Here is a 16,124-nt window from a genome sequence, read left to right on the forward strand (position 1 = left end):
GTTGCCTTTGAATTATGCAGACTTAGAGAGTAAAACACTGGTTGAACTTTACAAAATCGCCAAGGACCTTGAGCTACCGGGCTACTATAAGTACCGCAAAAAGGAACTGATTTTTGAAATCTTAAAAACTCAGACCGAGAAGAATGGCCTTTTATATGCCAAAGGAGTACTGGATATCCTGCCTGACGGTTACGGTTTCTTAAGACCCTTCCAATACCTTCCCAGTTATGACGATATTTACGTATCCTCATCACAAATCAGGCGTTTTGACCTTCGTACGGGTGACATGGTGGCGGGTCAGGTGCGCCGGCCTAAAGAAAGCGAACGATACTTTGCCCTGCTGCGGGTAGAGCAGGTGAACGGCATTGACCCGCAGCAAGCCGAAAGCAGGCTGCATTTTGACGGACTCACCCCCCTTTATCCCATGGAGCGGATTAACCTGGAAACTGAACCGGATAAATTTTCAACCCGGATTATCGACCTGCTTGCCCCCATCGGCAAGGGCCAGCGCGGCCTGATTGTTTCCCCGCCCAAAGCCGGCAAGACCATTCTTCTTAAGGAAATTGCCAACAGTATCACCCGCAATAACCCGGAAATTACTTTGATGGTCCTTCTTATTGATGAACGGCCGGAAGAAGTAACTGATATAGAACGTTCCGTGGACGGCGAGGTTGTCAGCTCAACCTTTGACGAACCGCCGGAAAATCACGTCAAAGTTGCTGATATGGTTTTGGAGAGAGCCAAACGGCTGGTAGAGCACGGTCAGGATGTGGTTGTCCTGCTGGACAGCATCACCCGCCTGGCCAGAGCGCACAACCTGGTGGTCCCGCCAAGCGGGCGCACTCTTTCCGGCGGAGTCGACCCGGCCGCCCTGCATAAGCCCAAAAGGTTTTTTGGCGCGGCGAGGAAACTGGAAGAGGGCGGCAGCCTGACTATCCTGGCCACTGCCCTGGTTGAAACGGGGAGCAGGATGGACGATGTTATTTTCGAGGAGTTTAAAGGAACGGGCAATATGGAGCTGATTCTGGACCGGCGGCTGGCCGAAAGGAGGCTTTTCCCGGCTGTTGATGTACAGCGTTCCGGTACGCGCAAGGAAGAGCTGCTCTTATCCAGGGAAGAGCTGGAAATGATCTGGCAGTTCCGTAAATCCACCAACGGGGCAACCCCCTGGGAAGCCATGGATATGCTGGTCGAACAGATGAAGCGGACCAGGACCAACAAGGACCTGGTGGGCGCCTTTCTACACCTGCGAAGGGCCGAGGGGGGTTCCGTGAGCCGTCCCGAAAGCGGGCGCCGGGGCTCCTATACGGTAGGCGCTGACAGCAAGTAAGGGATAACAAAGTATAATAAATACCTCTTCTGGCAAAACTAGCTATTGATTTTGCTTAGAAGAGGTGTGTTTTTTTGACAAAGCAATTTTTTAATCTGCATATAAATTTGATTAGAGCTCTTACGGCGATGTTTCTGGCTGCTGTTATCCTATTGGGTACCAGTCCGGCTATGGCCCGTCTGGATGAGTTGATTGTTGGGAATAAATATATCTCACCCCCTGTGGCCCTGGTGGAGGATGACAACCAGAGCCTGTACGAGGTCAAGCCGGGCGACACCCTCACGGATATTGCCAGACTCAACGGTATTTCCCTCGAGACACTGGCCTTAGCAAACAGGCTGCCTGACCGGGATCACATTAAGGCTGGCCAGCGCTTAAAGATCCCCTCAGATTGCATCGTCCATCTGGTGCAGCCGGGGGAAACGCTGCTGGATATCTCTAAGCTCTACCACGTTAATGTAAATGTGATAGCCGCCAGAAACGGGCAGGCGGACCCAAACACCATCCTGGCGGGGCAGAAATTGATGATTCCCCGCAGTTTCCCCGCCCTTGAACCCCTTCCTTCCAGAGGTCTTGCCGCGGGATGGTTGTCCTGGCCGCTATATGGCGCCATCAGCTCACCTTTCGGTTTGCGGGATGGGAAGCCCCACGAGGGAATTGACATTGCCGTGGAAGAAGGCACACCAATCAGGGCGGCAGCGCCCGGCCGTGTGGTATTTACCGGTTCGAGAGGCACTTACGGCCTGGCCGTGATTATCGATCACGGCGATGGATTACGCACACTGTACGCCCACTGCTCAAAAATCTTGGTTGCTGAAGGAGATCCGGTGGACACAACCACAGTCCTTGCCCTTGCTGGTAATACGGGCAAGTCCACAGGACCTCACCTGCACCTGGAAGTGCTCATGAACGGCACACCCTTAGACCCGCTGAACTACCTGGAACAGGAACATTACTACGGCTAAAATGAGCTTCACCCTAAGGTGGAGCTTATTTTATTACAAAGAAGAAGCCGCCAAATCTTCTTGAAGCTCGTTTCCTGTTAAAGTTTATGGATGGAACAATAACTGCCTGATTATGGGTGCAGAAGGATTTCAACAGCAATGAGCCAAGTGTTTGCCAGGAATAGGAGTATCAATTATAATATTGCAATAGGTTGTCTTTAGGGGGAATGGCCAGTGTACCGCCTGGTTTTTGCAGGGGAAGACGGTCGCCTTTATGACCACCACAGCCTGGGGGCTACCGGCCGCACCGGGGACAGGTTTGTGGAGATAGCGGAGGAGGACCTGATTAAGCTGCCGCAAGGGGCTTCCCTGGTACTTGTGCCGGCCGGCGTCCCGCTCGGCGTAACGCGGTCCGGTCGTTTCACCCTGCTGGAGCAAAACCCGTGGAAATCCGGCCGTGCCTGGGCGGTGGGGGCACTCTTGCCCCAGGGCTATACCCGTACGCTGTTGCCTTCTTTTCAGCGCGGCAAACAAGAAAAACCGCTGCCTCTAATGGGTTATACAGCTGTAGCCTGCCGGAATGGCGAACTATATGCGGCTGCCCTGCCCACTGACGACCCCGGGCCCTGGGATCCCTCGGCATACGACAGCGGGGACCTGCCGTTCCGGGTTAAACAAAAACAAAAAGATTATCCGGCCAACCGGATCATTCGCCAGCTGGCTCATTGCGCCCTGAATTACCACTGTTTTACCGCCCAAAACATTTTTTATGGCCGCTGGGAGGGCGGGATCCCTGTTTCGCCAAGGTGCAACGCCAACTGTCTCGGGTGCATATCACTGCAGCCGGCTGAATGCTGCCCGTCACCCCAGTCGCGCATCAATTTCAACCCAACACCGCGGGAGGTGGCTGAGGTGGCGATCCCTCACCTGGAACCGGGGAACGGCGCCATCGTCAGTTTCGGGCAGGGCTGCGAGGGCGAACCTGCTCTGGCCTCGTCAGTTATTTCCGAAGCCATCGGCATGATCAGAGCTGAGACCAGTTCTGGCACCATCAATATGAACACCAACGGCGGGCATGCCGCAGGGATAGCAGAAATTTGCCGGGCCGGTCTGGACGCCATCCGTATCAGCCTGATCAGCGCCAGACCGGAGACTTACAACGCATACTACCGCCCTGCCGGCTTCGGCTTGGCAGAGGTCCGCAATTCCATTGCAAAGGCAGTTTCCGGCGGGGTTCAGGCTTCTTTGAACCTGCTCGTTTTTCCCGGTCTTACCGATCGGGAGGAGGAGGCGGCTGCTCTTATCGAGCTAATCCGCGACACCGGGGTCAATATGGTCCAGTTGAGAAACCTTAATATAGACCCCAACCTGCTCTGGCGGCATGTGCCCTTATACAGTGGTTCCACTATGGGTGTCCCGGAGTTGGTGGATGCGTTGAGAGAATTGCCCGGCTTGACCGTTGGCAGTTACAGCCACCCGTTAGCGTAATTGTCCGTACCTCAAGCGGGAGCCGGGAGGGGGCGAAATCTTAATAATGTTTGTCCTCGGGTATCCAAAGTAGCTTTTGCGGGCATGAATTCGCTGCATTTTACTTGGCCATTTTGTCAGACAAGAGCCGGCCGCCGGTTCCGATATTGTCCATATCATTTTCTTTAATCAGCGTAACAAAAGCCTGTTCAGGTATACTTAAAATCTCGCTTGCTTTTTGAGTAAGTTCCTTAACCAGCAGCGCCTTTTTGTTTCTGTCCATTTTACCTGCTTCAACTGTGATAACGGGCATAATAACACTCCTTCATTTATGAATTTCAACTTAATCTTAGCATTGTGATTTTATGGTGTAAATATGCTGCAAAAGTTTATGGCAGGCGAAAGGACGGCGAGTGCAGCAACTCTTCTTGCCCGGAACCCTGTTTGTGTTGCGGGGCAATAAAACGTATGCTATAATTAGGAAGTGTGTCCCTTTGCTATGTCAGGAAAGAGGTGAATAAAATGAAAGAAAACATTCATCCGAAGTACGGGAAAATAACAGTTTCCTGTGTGTGCGGTGCGACCTTTGAAACCGGCTCAACCCAAAAAGATATGCGCGTGGAGATTTGCTCCAAGTGCCACCCCTTCTATACCGGATCACAGCGGACCATTGAAACCGGCGGCAGGGCCGAGCGTTTCCGTAAAAAATACGGCCTGACGACGAAGTAGGGCAGGTAGCAGAGCACGAGCTCTGCTACTTTTACTATGCGGCGCCGTCCGGTTGTTTTAAGTTGGGGTAGCAGCAGGCGCCTGTTTAAAAGGAAGTGAAATAAATGTCTTCATTCCAATACGGCGGTCAGGCGGTCATTGAAGGAGTAATGATGCGTGGCCCGGATTCCCGCGCCGTAGCTGTCCGTAAGCCGGACCAGACCATTATTGTGGACGAAAAGACGGTAGGCTCCCTGACCAAGCGGGTGAAGTTTTTAAAGTGGCCCATGGTGCGCGGGGTGGTTATGCTAATCGAGTCCCTGGTTATGGGTATCGAGGCGCTTACCTTCTCAGCCGGTCAGGCCACCGGAGAAGAAGAAGAGCTAACCCCCGGCCAGATTTTCATTACGATTGCTGTTGCTCTCGGACTTGCCGTCCTGCTTTTTGCGGTTCTGCCTACTGCTGCGGCCCATATGTTGAACAGAATAGCCCCGGGCAGCTTGGTCCAGAACCTTATCGAAGGTTTCTTCCGTATTGCTATTTTTCTGGCTTATGTGGTGGCGATCGGACGGATGGCCGACATCCAGCGTGTATTCCAGTACCATGGAGCCGAGCACAAGGTCATCAACGCCTATGAGGCCGGAGACCTGCTCCAACCTGACCGTGTACAGCGGTATTCCACTTTGCATCCTCGTTGTGGCACGAGTTTCCTGCTGATTGTAATGGTCATCAGCATACTGATTTTCTCCATGTTAGGCGAGCAGGTATTGTGGTGGAGGATACTATCCCGCGTTCTCTTGCTGCCGGTTGTAGCCGGAATTTCATACGAAGCGCTTAAATTATCCGGTAAGTATGCTTCTACACCGTTATGCCGCTTTTTAATAGCGCCCGGACTGTGGTTGCAAAAACTGACTACCAGCCAACCGGACGATGGTCAGGTAGAGGTGGCCATTGCTGCTTTCGGGGCAGTGCTGAAGGAGAGCGATAAGAATGTTAAGTAAATTGGCCAGCCTGGAGGAAAGGTATGAAGAATTGGGTAACCTGATCGGGGACCCTGAAGTAATGGCAGACCTTCCTCTCTGGCAGCAGTACGTAAAAAGCCATGCCGACCTGACCGGCGTGGTTAACGTTTACCGGGAATATATGAAAATAAACAGGGAAATGCAGGAGGCGAAGGCCCTCCTGGCCGAGGATGCAGACGCCGAAATGCGGGAAATGGCCCAGCTTGAACTGGAAGAACTGGCGCCTAAAAAAGATGAGCTGGAACAGCGCCTCAAATTGCTGCTGCTGCCCAAAGACCCTAATGACGATAAAAACGTGATTGTTGAGGTACGCGCTGGTACCGGTGGGGAAGAGGCGGGACTATTTGCCGCAGACTTGTTCCGCATGTACTCCCGCTATGCCGAGCGGCAGGGATGGCACACCGAGGTGCTTGACAACAATCCCACCGACATCGGGGGTTTTAAGGAAATTATTTTTCTTATTAACGGAAAAGGCGCATACAGTCGCCTCAAGTTTGAAAGCGGTGTGCACCGCGTGCAGCGGATCCCCAGCACCGAGTCCGGGGGGCGTATTCACACGTCTGCCGCCACTGTGGCCGTATTGCCTGAGGCCGAGGAAGTCGATCTTGATATTGATCCCAACGACCTGCGCATCGATGTTTTCTGCGCGTCCGGGCACGGCGGCCAGTCTGTCAATACCACCCAGTCCGCAGTACGCATTACCCACCTGCCGAGCGGTATTGTCGTCTCCATGCAGGACGAAAAGTCACAGCATAAAAACAAGGATAAAGCTATGAAGGTACTCATGGCGCGCTTACTTGACCGTGCTGAGGAAGAGCGCCAGCAAAAGATGTCCACAACCAGAAAATCCATGGTGGGCTCCGGAGATCGCAGCGAGCGCATCCGCACCTATAATTTTCCGCAAAACAGGGTGACCGACCACCGGGTTGGGTTGACCCTGCACCGTCTTGATACGGTTTTGCTGGGTGACCTGGATGAGATTATCGACACCCTGGTTACCACCGACCAGGCTGAGCGTTTAAAACAGGATAACTGATACGGCAGGCCAGGCTTAAACACGATTTGTTCCTCTTCTCTGAAAATAACGGTACATCTGTTCAGCTCACAGAGCGAATCCAAAAAAATGCAGGTGCGAATTCATTCGCACAAACGTTACATTCGTTACACAAATCCGGCGCTGGCGGGCGATGTGCGATTGAAATGGCGCCTGCATCGCTTGGTATTTTCCATGATACGTGGCGCCGCGATCGCGGCGTGTGGAACGAACCTAAATATACACACAGTTGAGGAATGTAATTTGTCCCAAACAATAAGACAGATCCTCCAGGAAGCCAGAAGAAAATTGCAAAAGGTGGAGGGGGCCGCGCCGGCTCTGGATTCCGAAGTGCTGTTATCCCATGTCACCGGCCTCGACCGGGCCGGTTTATACCGGGAATGGGAATGCACTCTCCCGGCGCATGAGGAAAAATATTTTTGGGAAATGGTCATGCGGCGGCTTCTTGGAGAACCCGTGGCTTATCTTACAGGCTGCAAAGAATTCATGGGCCTGGACTTTAAGGTCAACCCTTCCGTTCTAATACCCAGGCCCGAGACCGAACTGCTGGTTGAAACAGCCCTGGCGCTGCTCCCGCCGGCGCCGCTGGTGATCGATGTCGGTACCGGCAGCGGGGCGATAGCGGTGAGCTTGGCTTCTTTTTTACCGGAGAGTATCGTTTATGCCACCGACTGTTCGGGAGAAGCTCTGGAAGTGGCCAGGAATAATGCTGCCAGGCATGGTGTTGGATCGCGTGTGAGGTTTTTCCGTGGTGAACTTTTAGAGCCGTTGGCAGGCGTTGTCCCTGCCAACGGGGTGGACTTAATCGCGGCCAACCTGCCCTATATATCCTCAGACGAACTTGCCGGTCTCCCCCGCAGCGTCCGGCAATTTGAACCCGTGCTGGCTCTGGACGGGGGAAAGGGTGGCCTGGAACTTTACAGGCGGCTTATCCCCACAGCCGCAATATTATTAAAAAAGGGCGGTTTGCTCTTGCTGGAAATCGGTTTCGACCAGGCCCGGGATATGCTGGGGCTGTTAGAAACCAGTTGGGAAGCCGATATTGTCAAAGACCTGGCCGGTTTGGACAGGCTGGTAGTGGCCAGGTTATGCGACGGCGCAGAATGTAAACCCGCATGACTCTGGCGAACCGGATGAGAACTTGCTCTTCTTTGACGGGGCAAAATATGAGGTAACTTTAGATGACTCAAAAGATATTGGCCACAAGGTACATAAAAGTTGACCCGCTTCATCCTGACCCCAGTGTGATCCAGGCGTCAGGGGATATCCTGGCGCAGGGAGGGCTCGTGGCCTTCCCAACAGAAACCGTTTATGGACTTGGCGCAAATGCCCTGGACGGCAGGGCGGTAATGCGGATTTTTGAGGTCAAGGGACGCCCTTCCGACAACCCCATGATTGTCCACGTGGCGGATTTAGACCAGGTCAAAGATTTAGTGGAAAGTCTCTCCAGCTCGGCGCAAGAGTTGATGCAAGCCTTCTGGCCTGGGCCGCTGACCCTGGTCCTGCCGGCTGGCGGGGTGGTGCCGCCGGAGGTGACGGCGGGACTGCCGTCCGTAGCCATCCGCATGCCCGGACACGCAGTGGCGCTGGCCTTAATCAGAGCGGCCGGGTCGCCGGTGGCGGCGCCCAGCGCCAACCTTTCAGGCCGCCCGAGTCCTACCGTGGCTGCTCACGTAATGCAGGATTTGAACGGACGAATTGATATGATCCTTGACGGGGGTCCGGCCGGGGTAGGTGTGGAGTCGACCGTTCTCGATCTGACCGGTCCGGTTCCCACGATTTTAAGGCCGGGAGGGGTTACTCCGGAGGCTTTGACGGGGATACTGGGTAAGGTGATGGTTGATCCGGCTGCGTTAAGCAGCCTGCAGGCAGCCAAACCGCGGTCTCCTGGGATGAAATATACTCATTATGCCCCCAGAGCTCCGCTCCTGCTGCTGGAAGGCGACCCGCGGGCCATCGCGGCAAAAATCAGGGAAATAGCCACAGAGTACCGCTCCAAGGGTAAGCAGGTGGGAATCCTTGCCTACTCAGACGGCGAGGATTATGCCGGGACAGGGCAGGTGGTCCTGGCCGGACAGAGGAGTAAACCGGAAACTGTAGCCGCTGGCTTATATGCAGCTTTGCGGCGTTTCAACGATTTGGAGGTCGACTATATCCTGGCTGAAGGCCTGCCGGAAAGCGGGGTAGGACTGGCTGTCATGAATCGCCTGAGAAAGGCTGCCGGAGGCAGAATTTTGCACGTTGTCGACCAGGATGCTGACAACCTTGATAAAATGCATGATGAATAAACTTCTCAGTTGGGAATAATTATCCTGAGCATAAACAAGTTTTCATCCGCTGCCGCTTCCGCGACAGCGATTATATAAGTTGTTCATGAAGGGCCAATAGGAGTGTGCCATGAGCCTTATTACCTTGATAGTTTTAGCCGTTGCCCTGGGAACAGACGCCTTTTCGCTTTGTGTCGGCATCGGCCTGGCCGGAGTCAACCGGCGCCAAATCATCCTGGTGAGTTTGACCGTGCTTATTTTCCACATTGCCATGCCTCTGACCGGCTGGTTGGCGGGTGAATTCGCCGGCAACCTGCTGGGTCGCGCGGCTGCAATTGCAGGCGCCCTGCTGCTGGTCTATCTTGGCATTAAAATGGTTTGGGAAACCTGGCGGCATCGCTTGGAGCAGGCGCCTGTCCGGGTTAATTTCAGTGTTGGCGGGTTGCTCCTGCTGGGGGCCAGTGTGAGCATGGACGCCTTGAGTGTCGGCTTTACCCTGGGGACCCACCAGGTCAACCTGCTGCTGGTGGCGGGACTAATCGGAGTTGTGGCAGGTATAATGACCTTTACCGGTCTGGTTTTTGGCCGTTTTCTGGGCGGGTGGGTCGGTGAGAGGGCACAGTTGCTGGGAGGATTGGTTCTGGTGGGTATCGGCGCCAAAATGATTTTTTGAGGTGTTATGATATGAAAATAATTTTTGTCTGTACGGGTAACACCTGCCGCAGCAGCATGGCCGGAGCCATAGCCAAGAGGCTGCTGGAAGACCGTCCGGGCTGCCAAATGGATATTGTGTTTGCCTCGGCCGGGGTGGCGGCTATAGCAGGGGAACCGGCTTCACCTGAGGCAGTCACCGCCCTGGCTGAAATGGGTATCGATTTGGACCGGCACAGAGCTGTGCTGCTGACCCCGGAAGCTGTGAGACAGGCCGATCTCGTGTTAACCATGACCATGGCCCACCAGCGGCATGTTCAGACACTGGTTCCCTCGCAAGCGGAGAAAGTGTTCACTCTCGCAGGGTACGCCAAGGCTGTTGGAGATATTGCCGACCCCATCGGGCAGCCGCTCGAAGCCTACCGCAACTGTGCCCGCAGATTGGTGGATTTAATCGGCAAAGCGCTGGACAGGCTGGGGGTGGCAAGCCAAAGCTCCGGGGGGACTTAACCAAAAGTGTTACAAGCAGCATTTGTTCGACAAGATTAAAGGGAAAATTGGAATTGCTGTAGAACTTTTGTTATGGCACAACTATATTTAAAAGAACGGTGATGCTTTTATGAAAATTGCCGTGGCCAGCGATCACGGCGGTTACATATTAAAAAAGACGGTAATCGCGCTTCTGGAGGAATCCTCCATAGCATACAAGGATTTTGGAACATTTTCAGCTGATCCGGTTGACTATCCGGACATCGCCCTGGCGGTAGCCGAAGCTGTAAGCGGCGGCGCCTATGAGCGAGGCATACTATGTTGCGGCACGGGGATCGGAGTAGCGATCGCGGCCAATAAAGTACCGGGGATCAGGGCGGGGCAGTGCCACGATACCTTTTCAGCCCGGGCTGCGCGCGAGCACAATGACGCCAACATCCTGACCATGGGTGAGCGTGTGATTGGACCCGGACTGGCCAGGGATATTGTTACAACCTGGTTGCAGGCAGAGTTCCAGGGGGGGCGCCACAGCCGCAGGGTAGATAAAATAGGAGTTATTGAAAGCAAATACAATTGTTCAAGCCGGTAAGTTTACAACCGGTTGTAGGGAGGATTTTTTATGTTGAAACGGCCCCTTGCTGAAGTTGACCCGGAAATTTCCCGTATTATTGAACTCGAAACCAAACGGCAGGAGTTTACCCTGGAATTAATCGCCTCTGAAAACGTAGCCAGCAAAGCGGTGATGGAGGCGCAGGGCACTGTCCTGACCAATAAATATGCGGAAGGCTACCCCGGGCGCCGCTATTATGGGGGTTGCGAGTACGTCGACATGGCTGAAAGCACGGCCATTGCCAGGGCCAAGGAATTGTTCGGAGTTGATTATGCCAACGTCCAGCCCCACTCCGGCAGCCAGGCCAACACCGCGGTGTACTTTGCCCTGCTGAAACCGGGCGATACCATCCTGGGCATGGACCTGGCCCACGGAGGGCACCTTACCCACGGCAGTCCCATCAACATTTCCGGCAAATACTTTAATTTCGTATTTTACGGGGTGGATCAAGACACCGGCCTTATTGATTATGAAAAGGTCCTCGCCACCGCCTGTGAGCATAAACCCAAGATGATTGTTGCGGGCGCCAGCGCCTATCCGCGCGCCATTGATTTTCGCAAAATGAAGGAAATAGCGGATGAGGTTGGAGCCTACCTGATGGTTGATATGGCCCATATCGCCGGCCTGGTCGCGGCCGGGCTGCATATGAGTCCGGCGCCGTATGCCGACATCGTTACCACCACCACCCACAAGACCCTGCGCGGCCCCAGGGGCGGCCTGATCCTGAGCAAGGATGGCGAAAGGTACGCGGCTAAAATCAACCGGGCGGTCTTTCCCGGCATTCAGGGCGGTCCTCTGATGCATGTAATAGCTGCCAAGGCCGTGGCGCTGAAAGAAGCGCTTGAGCCTGGTTTCAAAGAATACCAGCAGAATATTGTCACCAATGCCCGGGCTCTGGCCGAGGCTTTGCTGGAGCGGAAATTTGAGCTGGTTTCGGGCGGTACCGATACACACCTGGTATTGGTTGACCTGAGAGGTAAAAACATTACCGGCAGTGAAGCCCAGATTCTGTTTGACCGTGTCGGTATTACTATCAACAAGAACGCCATACCCTTTGACCCGCAGCCGCCCAATATTTCCAGCGGGATCCGCATCGGCGTCCCCGCAGTCACCACCCGCGGCCTGAAAGCGCAGGATATGGCGTTAATCGCTGAAATTATGGACTATACTATTGCCAACCGCGCTGATTCAGCCAGGTTGGACCAGGCCAGAGAACGGGTTGCTGAAATCTGCCGGAGGTACCCTCTGTATTGAGACGTGAGAAGCGGGAGTAAACAGGATCACATATGTTTAAACCCGTTAGCAATACCCGGACCCCACGACTCACGACCCACGTCCCATGTCCAAAATTGTGAGTGTGTTAGCGATAACCTGAGTTGGGCTGTCAGCACATGCAACTGCCGGGGCGGCAGCGAAATAAAATTGTAAGCGCTTGGCCAAGCGGGGAGGATAACTTGACCGGAGAAAGCAAGCAGAGGCCGACCTGGGACGAGTACTTTATCGAAATAGCCAAGGTGGTATCTACCAGGTCCACCTGCCTGAGACGTTTTTACGGGGCTGTTATCGTCCGCAACAACATCATTATCAGCACCGGTTTCAATGGTTCACCCAGGGGTGAGGCTAACTGCATTGACACGGGCAGGTGTATCCGGGAAGAACTCAAGATCCCCAAAGGAGAAAGATACGAACTGTGCGTTGCCGTCCACGCGGAACAAAACGCTATCATCAACGGCGATCCGGTGAAGATGATAGGCTCGTCTATCTACGTGACGGGTTTCAACTCGGACGGCTCCTTGGCCTCGGGCGCCCCCTGCCTGCTCTGCAGGCGAATGATCAGGAATGCCTTGATTGACAGAATCGTTTACTTGAATGAAAATGGCGAAATGGTCATCTGCAAGTGGTCGCCGGAGCAAAAAGACTGGCTGATGATTTAGACAATTATGGTATAATTTTGCTAGCCTGTCATCCTATAAGGCGGACGTGAGGTGTACAAGTGCAGAAGAAAAATATCCTTTTGCCGAAGTTGAATAATCTTTCCCCCACTATTGAATCCACAGCCCTGAAGCTGATGGAGGAAGCGGGGGAACTGGCCCAGGCCATCGGGAAACTGCGCGGCCTCTCGGGTGAAGCCAAAAGGCTCAGTGAAAAAGAGGCGATGATGAAGATAACCTATGAGCTGCTCGATGTTGCCCAGACGGCTGTATCGATGATGTTTGTGCTGGAGGAGCAGTACGGGATAGATTTGGAAAAAGCCCGTAATGAGCATATCGGCAAGCTGATTGAAAAAGGTTATCTAAAGGTTGTCTAGCGCATAGACTATTTCCAGTGGACTGGCCGGTATGGATAACCTTACATTATTCGTTATCAAGGAGATGTGTTTTTGCTTAAAGTACTGGCAGTATTCGGAACCAGGCCGGAGGCCATAAAAATGGCGCCCCTGGTTAAGGAGTTGGAAAAACACCAGGCGGAAATCGAATGCAAAGTTGCGGTTACCGCTCAACACCGCGAAATGCTGGACCAGGTTTTGCAGCTATTCGAGATCACCCCTGCTTACGACCTTAATATCATGCAGCAGGGACAAACCCTCTTTGATATAACCAATCGGGCACTGTCCGGGTTAAAGCGGGTCTTTGAGACGGAAAAGCCTGACCTGATCCTGGTGCATGGTGATACCACCACCACTTTTGTGGCTGCTCTGGCCGCCTTTTATCTGCAAATACCGGTAGGTCATGTTGAGGCCGGTTTGCGCACCCGGAAAAAATTTTCCCCGTTTCCGGAAGAAATAAACCGCCACCTGACGGGCGTTCTGGCAGATCTGAATTTTGCCCCCACAGCCACGGCGAGGCAAAACCTGCTGGCGGAAGGGGCAGAGCCGGAAACCATATTTGTGACCGGCAATACGGTTATAGACGCCCTGCTGGCCACAGTGCGGCCCGGCTACCGGTTCGATGACCCGGTGCTGAACGCACTGGATTATCATAAACACAGGGTGTTTTTAGTCACCACGCACCGCCGGGAAAATCTGGGGGAACCCATGCGTGAAATATACCAGGCGCTGCGGGAGGTGGTAGAGTCCTATCCCGATGTGCAAGTGGTCTTCCCGGTCCACAAAAACCCTGCCGTAAGAAGGGTCGTGGATGATGAGCTGGGTGGACTGGACAGGGTTCACCTCACGGAGCCTATGGATTACCAGCCGTTTGCCAACCTTATTGGACGCAGTTATCTGGTTTTGAGTGATTCCGGCGGCCTTCAGGAGGAGGCGCCTTCCCTGGGCAAGCCTGTCCTGGTGCTGCGCGATACCACCGAACGTCCGGAAGCGGTGGATGCCGGCACGGTGCTGCTGGTGGGAACCGGCCGGGAAGCGGTGGCTGCCGCCGCCAGAAAGCTGTTGGAGGACGGCGCTCACTATGACAGGATGGCCAACGCCGTCAACCCGTACGGGGATGGCCATGCTTCCCGGCGTATTGTGCAGGCCATCAGGTACCGTTTTGGCCTTTCCGGAAAACGTCCCGGGGAATTCAGGCCGGTTTAAATGTACTATAACCTGTAATATTTAACATAAATCCAATATTTATCTTCAATGGCATATATTTTGTAAGATTAGAAAAATTTTATTTAAAATTTATTATTCAAATGGAGGAATACCATTATTTTTGTAGAACAAATAAGGTTAAATACTGTTATAGGCCTCGTAGAAGCATGAGCCAGTCAGGTTGCGGTCAGTGATGGCCGAAAAAAAAGATAAAAAAATAGAAGAAAAAAGAGAAGGCCGGGGAGGCGTACTGCAGGCACTTGCCCTGACCACCACGATAGGTATGGAAATGGCTATAACGGTGGTTTTGGGATACTTTGGCGGCAGGTATCTGGACCAGATGCTCGGCACCGGGCCGTGGCTGCTTCTGGTAGGGGTCCTGGGCGGGCTTGCCGCCGGGATGCTGGGTGTATATAAAACCCTCAAAGGGTTTTTAGGGGAGTAAGGGAGTAAGAATATGCGGGATTGGGACTTTGACGGCCAGCTTGCCAGGACATTGAGGATATTGGCTTGTCTTTTGGTGTTCTTTTGCCTGGCTTTGCTTATCCGGCCCCAAGATCCGGTTTTATTGGGTCTTGGTATCGGTATTGCAACGGGCATGTGGAATGCTTTTTTTCTGGGTAAAAGGCTTCTCGCCATCGTCAGCATGGCTGTTCCCAATGCCTACGCTCATATGAAGGCCGGTTACGCCATGCGTATCTCAACCAGCATCGCGGTACTTTATTTCGTGTCGCGCACTGATTCCATTAACCTTTACGCGGCTGCGGCGGGTATTTTTGTAGCTCCCTGCATCTTTACTTTTAGTACTGTCTTGATGCTGATGGGCCTACCCAACAGGAAATCGGAGAGGCCCAATTCTTAAACATATGGGCATCAAAATTTAATATAGAAAGGGGTGAGAAAAGAGTTATGTTGAGTTTCGAAGAAGTTGAACACGAGCTAAACATATGGGGATGGCCGCACGATACATGGGATCTAGTGGTAGGCAACACCACCCTGGCTTTCAATCCAAAAACCTTGATCCTGACCTGGATTACCATGCTCCTGGTAATTCTTTTTGTTGTGGCTGCGACTAGAGGCATGGACATGCGCAGACCCAGAGGGGCGCAGAACATCATGGAGATGATGTGGGAGTTTATCAGAGGTCTGGTCAATGATAATATGAACCCCAAGATAGGCTTAGCCCTGCTCCCAATTGTAATAACCTATTTTATTTTTATTTTGTTCGCCAACTTAATTGGTCTCGTACCTACCCTCAGTTCTCCGACAGCAGATTATAATACGACGTTTGGCCTCGCCCTGTGTACCTTCATACTGATTTATATCTTTGGTATCCGGTACAAAGGTCTTGGTTACTTTAAACACTATCTGAAGCCATTCGTATTCTTCCTTCCCATTACAATCATTGAAGACTTAGCCAAGCCCGTTACGCTGACTTTCCGTCTTTATGGGAACATATACGCCGGGGAAGTGCTGATTGCCGTCCTGCTGGGCATGCTGGGAGGGTGGATCCATGTCTTTGGGGGTTTTATCGCTTCCGTAGTATGGCTTGCTTTTAGTATCTTCGTGGGTTGTATACAGGCCTTTATTTTCACCATGCTCAGCATAGCGTATGTAGGGCAGGCTGTATCTGATGAGCACTAGAATTTAATAGATTGATTTACGAGCTTGGATTTGCTTTATGATCCAACTACTTAGTTAACAATGGATTAAATTTACCTTGGAAAGGAGGGGAAATGCATGGAATTAGGAGCTGGCGCTGCTCTAGGAGCGGCTCTCGCAGTAGGCCTGGCCGCCCTTGGCGCAGGTATTGGTGACGGTATGGTTACCGGCAACGCCGTACAAGGTCTTGCCCGTCAGCCGGAGGCTAAGGGTTCCATTATGACCACCATGTTTATTTCAGTGGGTCTGATCGAAGCTATGCCCATTATTGCGGTCGTTATCGCCTTTATACTTTTGGGCAAAGCTGCCTAAGAAGGCATGTGTCAAGGCAAAAAAGGCATAGCATAATGGTCGTGTGTGGTTGGAAGTGAGTCGTTGGGAAAGATGT

General features: G+C 53.0%; 20 protein-coding genes. 19 read left to right on the forward strand and 1 reads right to left on the reverse strand.

From position 1 onward, the window contains the following. Nucleotides 1-7 precede the first annotated feature (7 nt). From rho to Psch_RS19430, 3 genes are all read left to right on the forward strand, one after another. Nucleotides 8-1,330, forward strand: coding sequence for a transcription termination factor Rho (rho, locus tag Psch_RS19420; protein ID WP_190259400.1), 1,323 nt, complete (start codon nucleotides 8-10; stop codon nucleotides 1,328-1,330). 74 nt (nucleotides 1,331-1,404) lie between these two features. After that, nucleotides 1,405-2,295: a M23 family metallopeptidase gene (locus Psch_RS19425; RefSeq protein ID WP_190259401.1), complete on the forward strand. Its 891-nt coding sequence runs from the start codon at nucleotides 1,405-1,407 to the stop codon at nucleotides 2,293-2,295. A gap of 213 nt (nucleotides 2,296-2,508) precedes the next feature. Beyond that, complete coding sequence (locus tag Psch_RS19430) at nucleotides 2,509-3,762, forward strand: radical SAM family protein (protein WP_190259402.1); 1,254 nt, start codon at nucleotides 2,509-2,511, stop codon at nucleotides 3,760-3,762. A 100-nt stretch (nucleotides 3,763-3,862) separates the two neighbouring features. On the opposite strand, the gene dmpI is transcribed toward Psch_RS19430, so the two are convergent. Beyond that, entirely contained in the window at nucleotides 3,863-4,054 is a 192-nt protein-coding gene (gene dmpI, locus Psch_RS19435; RefSeq protein WP_134216735.1) for a 4-oxalocrotonate tautomerase DmpI, read from the reverse strand. 209 nt (nucleotides 4,055-4,263) lie between these two features. On the opposite strand from dmpI, the gene rpmE reads away from it, so the two are divergent. The 16 genes from rpmE to atpE all read left to right on the forward strand — a co-directional run bounded on the left by rpmE (nucleotide 4,264) and on the right by atpE (nucleotide 16,048). After that, complete coding sequence (gene rpmE, locus Psch_RS19440) at nucleotides 4,264-4,470, forward strand: 50S ribosomal protein L31 (RefSeq protein WP_134216734.1); 207 nt, start codon at nucleotides 4,264-4,266, stop codon at nucleotides 4,468-4,470. A gap of 104 nt (nucleotides 4,471-4,574) precedes the next feature. Further along, the gene (locus Psch_RS19445) at nucleotides 4,575-5,450 is read left to right on the forward strand and encodes a DUF1385 domain-containing protein (protein ID WP_134216733.1); all 876 of its coding nucleotides are present in this window, start codon (nucleotides 4,575-4,577) and stop codon (nucleotides 5,448-5,450) included. After that, nucleotides 5,440-6,507: a peptide chain release factor 1 gene (prfA, locus tag Psch_RS19450; protein WP_134216732.1), complete on the forward strand. Its 1,068-nt coding sequence runs from the start codon at nucleotides 5,440-5,442 to the stop codon at nucleotides 6,505-6,507. The genes Psch_RS19445 and prfA overlap by 11 nt, the downstream gene beginning before the upstream one ends. Before the next feature lie 261 nt (nucleotides 6,508-6,768). After that, nucleotides 6,769-7,644, forward strand: coding sequence for a peptide chain release factor N(5)-glutamine methyltransferase (gene prmC / locus Psch_RS19455; RefSeq protein ID WP_243120414.1), 876 nt, complete (start codon nucleotides 6,769-6,771; stop codon nucleotides 7,642-7,644). A 62-nt stretch (nucleotides 7,645-7,706) separates the two neighbouring features. Continuing rightward, nucleotides 7,707-8,813, forward strand: coding sequence for an L-threonylcarbamoyladenylate synthase (locus Psch_RS19460; protein WP_134216731.1), 1,107 nt, complete (start codon nucleotides 7,707-7,709; stop codon nucleotides 8,811-8,813). Between the two features lie 109 nt (nucleotides 8,814-8,922). Further along, nucleotides 8,923-9,465: a manganese efflux pump MntP gene (locus Psch_RS19465; protein WP_190259403.1), complete on the forward strand. Its 543-nt coding sequence runs from the start codon at nucleotides 8,923-8,925 to the stop codon at nucleotides 9,463-9,465. An 11-nt stretch (nucleotides 9,466-9,476) separates the two neighbouring features. Beyond that, complete coding sequence (locus Psch_RS19470; RefSeq protein ID WP_134216729.1) at nucleotides 9,477-9,953, forward strand: low molecular weight protein arginine phosphatase; 477 nt, start codon at nucleotides 9,477-9,479, stop codon at nucleotides 9,951-9,953. Between the two features lie 109 nt (nucleotides 9,954-10,062). Then, nucleotides 10,063-10,521, forward strand: coding sequence for a ribose 5-phosphate isomerase B (gene rpiB, locus Psch_RS19475; protein ID WP_134216728.1), 459 nt, complete (start codon nucleotides 10,063-10,065; stop codon nucleotides 10,519-10,521). 30 nt (nucleotides 10,522-10,551) lie between these two features. Beyond that, a complete protein-coding gene (glyA, locus tag Psch_RS19480) occupies nucleotides 10,552-11,796 on the forward strand; it encodes a serine hydroxymethyltransferase (protein ID WP_134216727.1) in 1,245 nt (414 codons plus the stop codon). A 200-nt stretch (nucleotides 11,797-11,996) separates the two neighbouring features. Continuing rightward, nucleotides 11,997-12,476, forward strand: a complete 480-nt coding sequence (locus Psch_RS19485; RefSeq protein ID WP_243120413.1) for a deoxycytidylate deaminase — start codon at nucleotides 11,997-11,999, stop codon at nucleotides 12,474-12,476. 59 nt (nucleotides 12,477-12,535) lie between these two features. After that, complete coding sequence (locus Psch_RS19490) at nucleotides 12,536-12,850, forward strand: MazG-like family protein (RefSeq protein ID WP_134216725.1); 315 nt, start codon at nucleotides 12,536-12,538, stop codon at nucleotides 12,848-12,850. 72 nt (nucleotides 12,851-12,922) lie between these two features. Further along, a complete protein-coding gene (wecB, locus tag Psch_RS19495; RefSeq protein WP_134216724.1) occupies nucleotides 12,923-14,074 on the forward strand; it encodes a non-hydrolyzing UDP-N-acetylglucosamine 2-epimerase in 1,152 nt (383 codons plus the stop codon). A 193-nt stretch (nucleotides 14,075-14,267) separates the two neighbouring features. Continuing rightward, nucleotides 14,268-14,519: an AtpZ/AtpI family protein gene (locus tag Psch_RS19500; protein WP_134216723.1), complete on the forward strand. Its 252-nt coding sequence runs from the start codon at nucleotides 14,268-14,270 to the stop codon at nucleotides 14,517-14,519. A 12-nt stretch (nucleotides 14,520-14,531) separates the two neighbouring features. Further along, a complete protein-coding gene (locus Psch_RS19505) occupies nucleotides 14,532-14,936 on the forward strand; it encodes an ATP synthase subunit I (RefSeq protein ID WP_190259404.1) in 405 nt (134 codons plus the stop codon). Nucleotides 14,937-14,983: 47 nt separating this feature from the next. After that, on the forward strand, nucleotides 14,984-15,718 hold the full coding sequence (atpB, locus tag Psch_RS19510) for a F0F1 ATP synthase subunit A (protein WP_134216721.1): 735 nt from the start codon (nucleotides 14,984-14,986) through the stop codon (nucleotides 15,716-15,718). A 96-nt stretch (nucleotides 15,719-15,814) separates the two neighbouring features. Continuing rightward, the gene (gene atpE, locus Psch_RS19515) at nucleotides 15,815-16,048 is read left to right on the forward strand and encodes a F0F1 ATP synthase subunit C (protein ID WP_134216720.1); all 234 of its coding nucleotides are present in this window, start codon (nucleotides 15,815-15,817) and stop codon (nucleotides 16,046-16,048) included. The last annotated feature ends 76 nt before the right edge of the window (nucleotides 16,049-16,124 follow it).

The sequence above is a fragment of the Pelotomaculum schinkii genome (assembly GCF_004369205.1).
Lineage (GTDB): Bacteria > Bacillota > Desulfotomaculia > Desulfotomaculales > Pelotomaculaceae > Pelotomaculum_C > Pelotomaculum_C schinkii.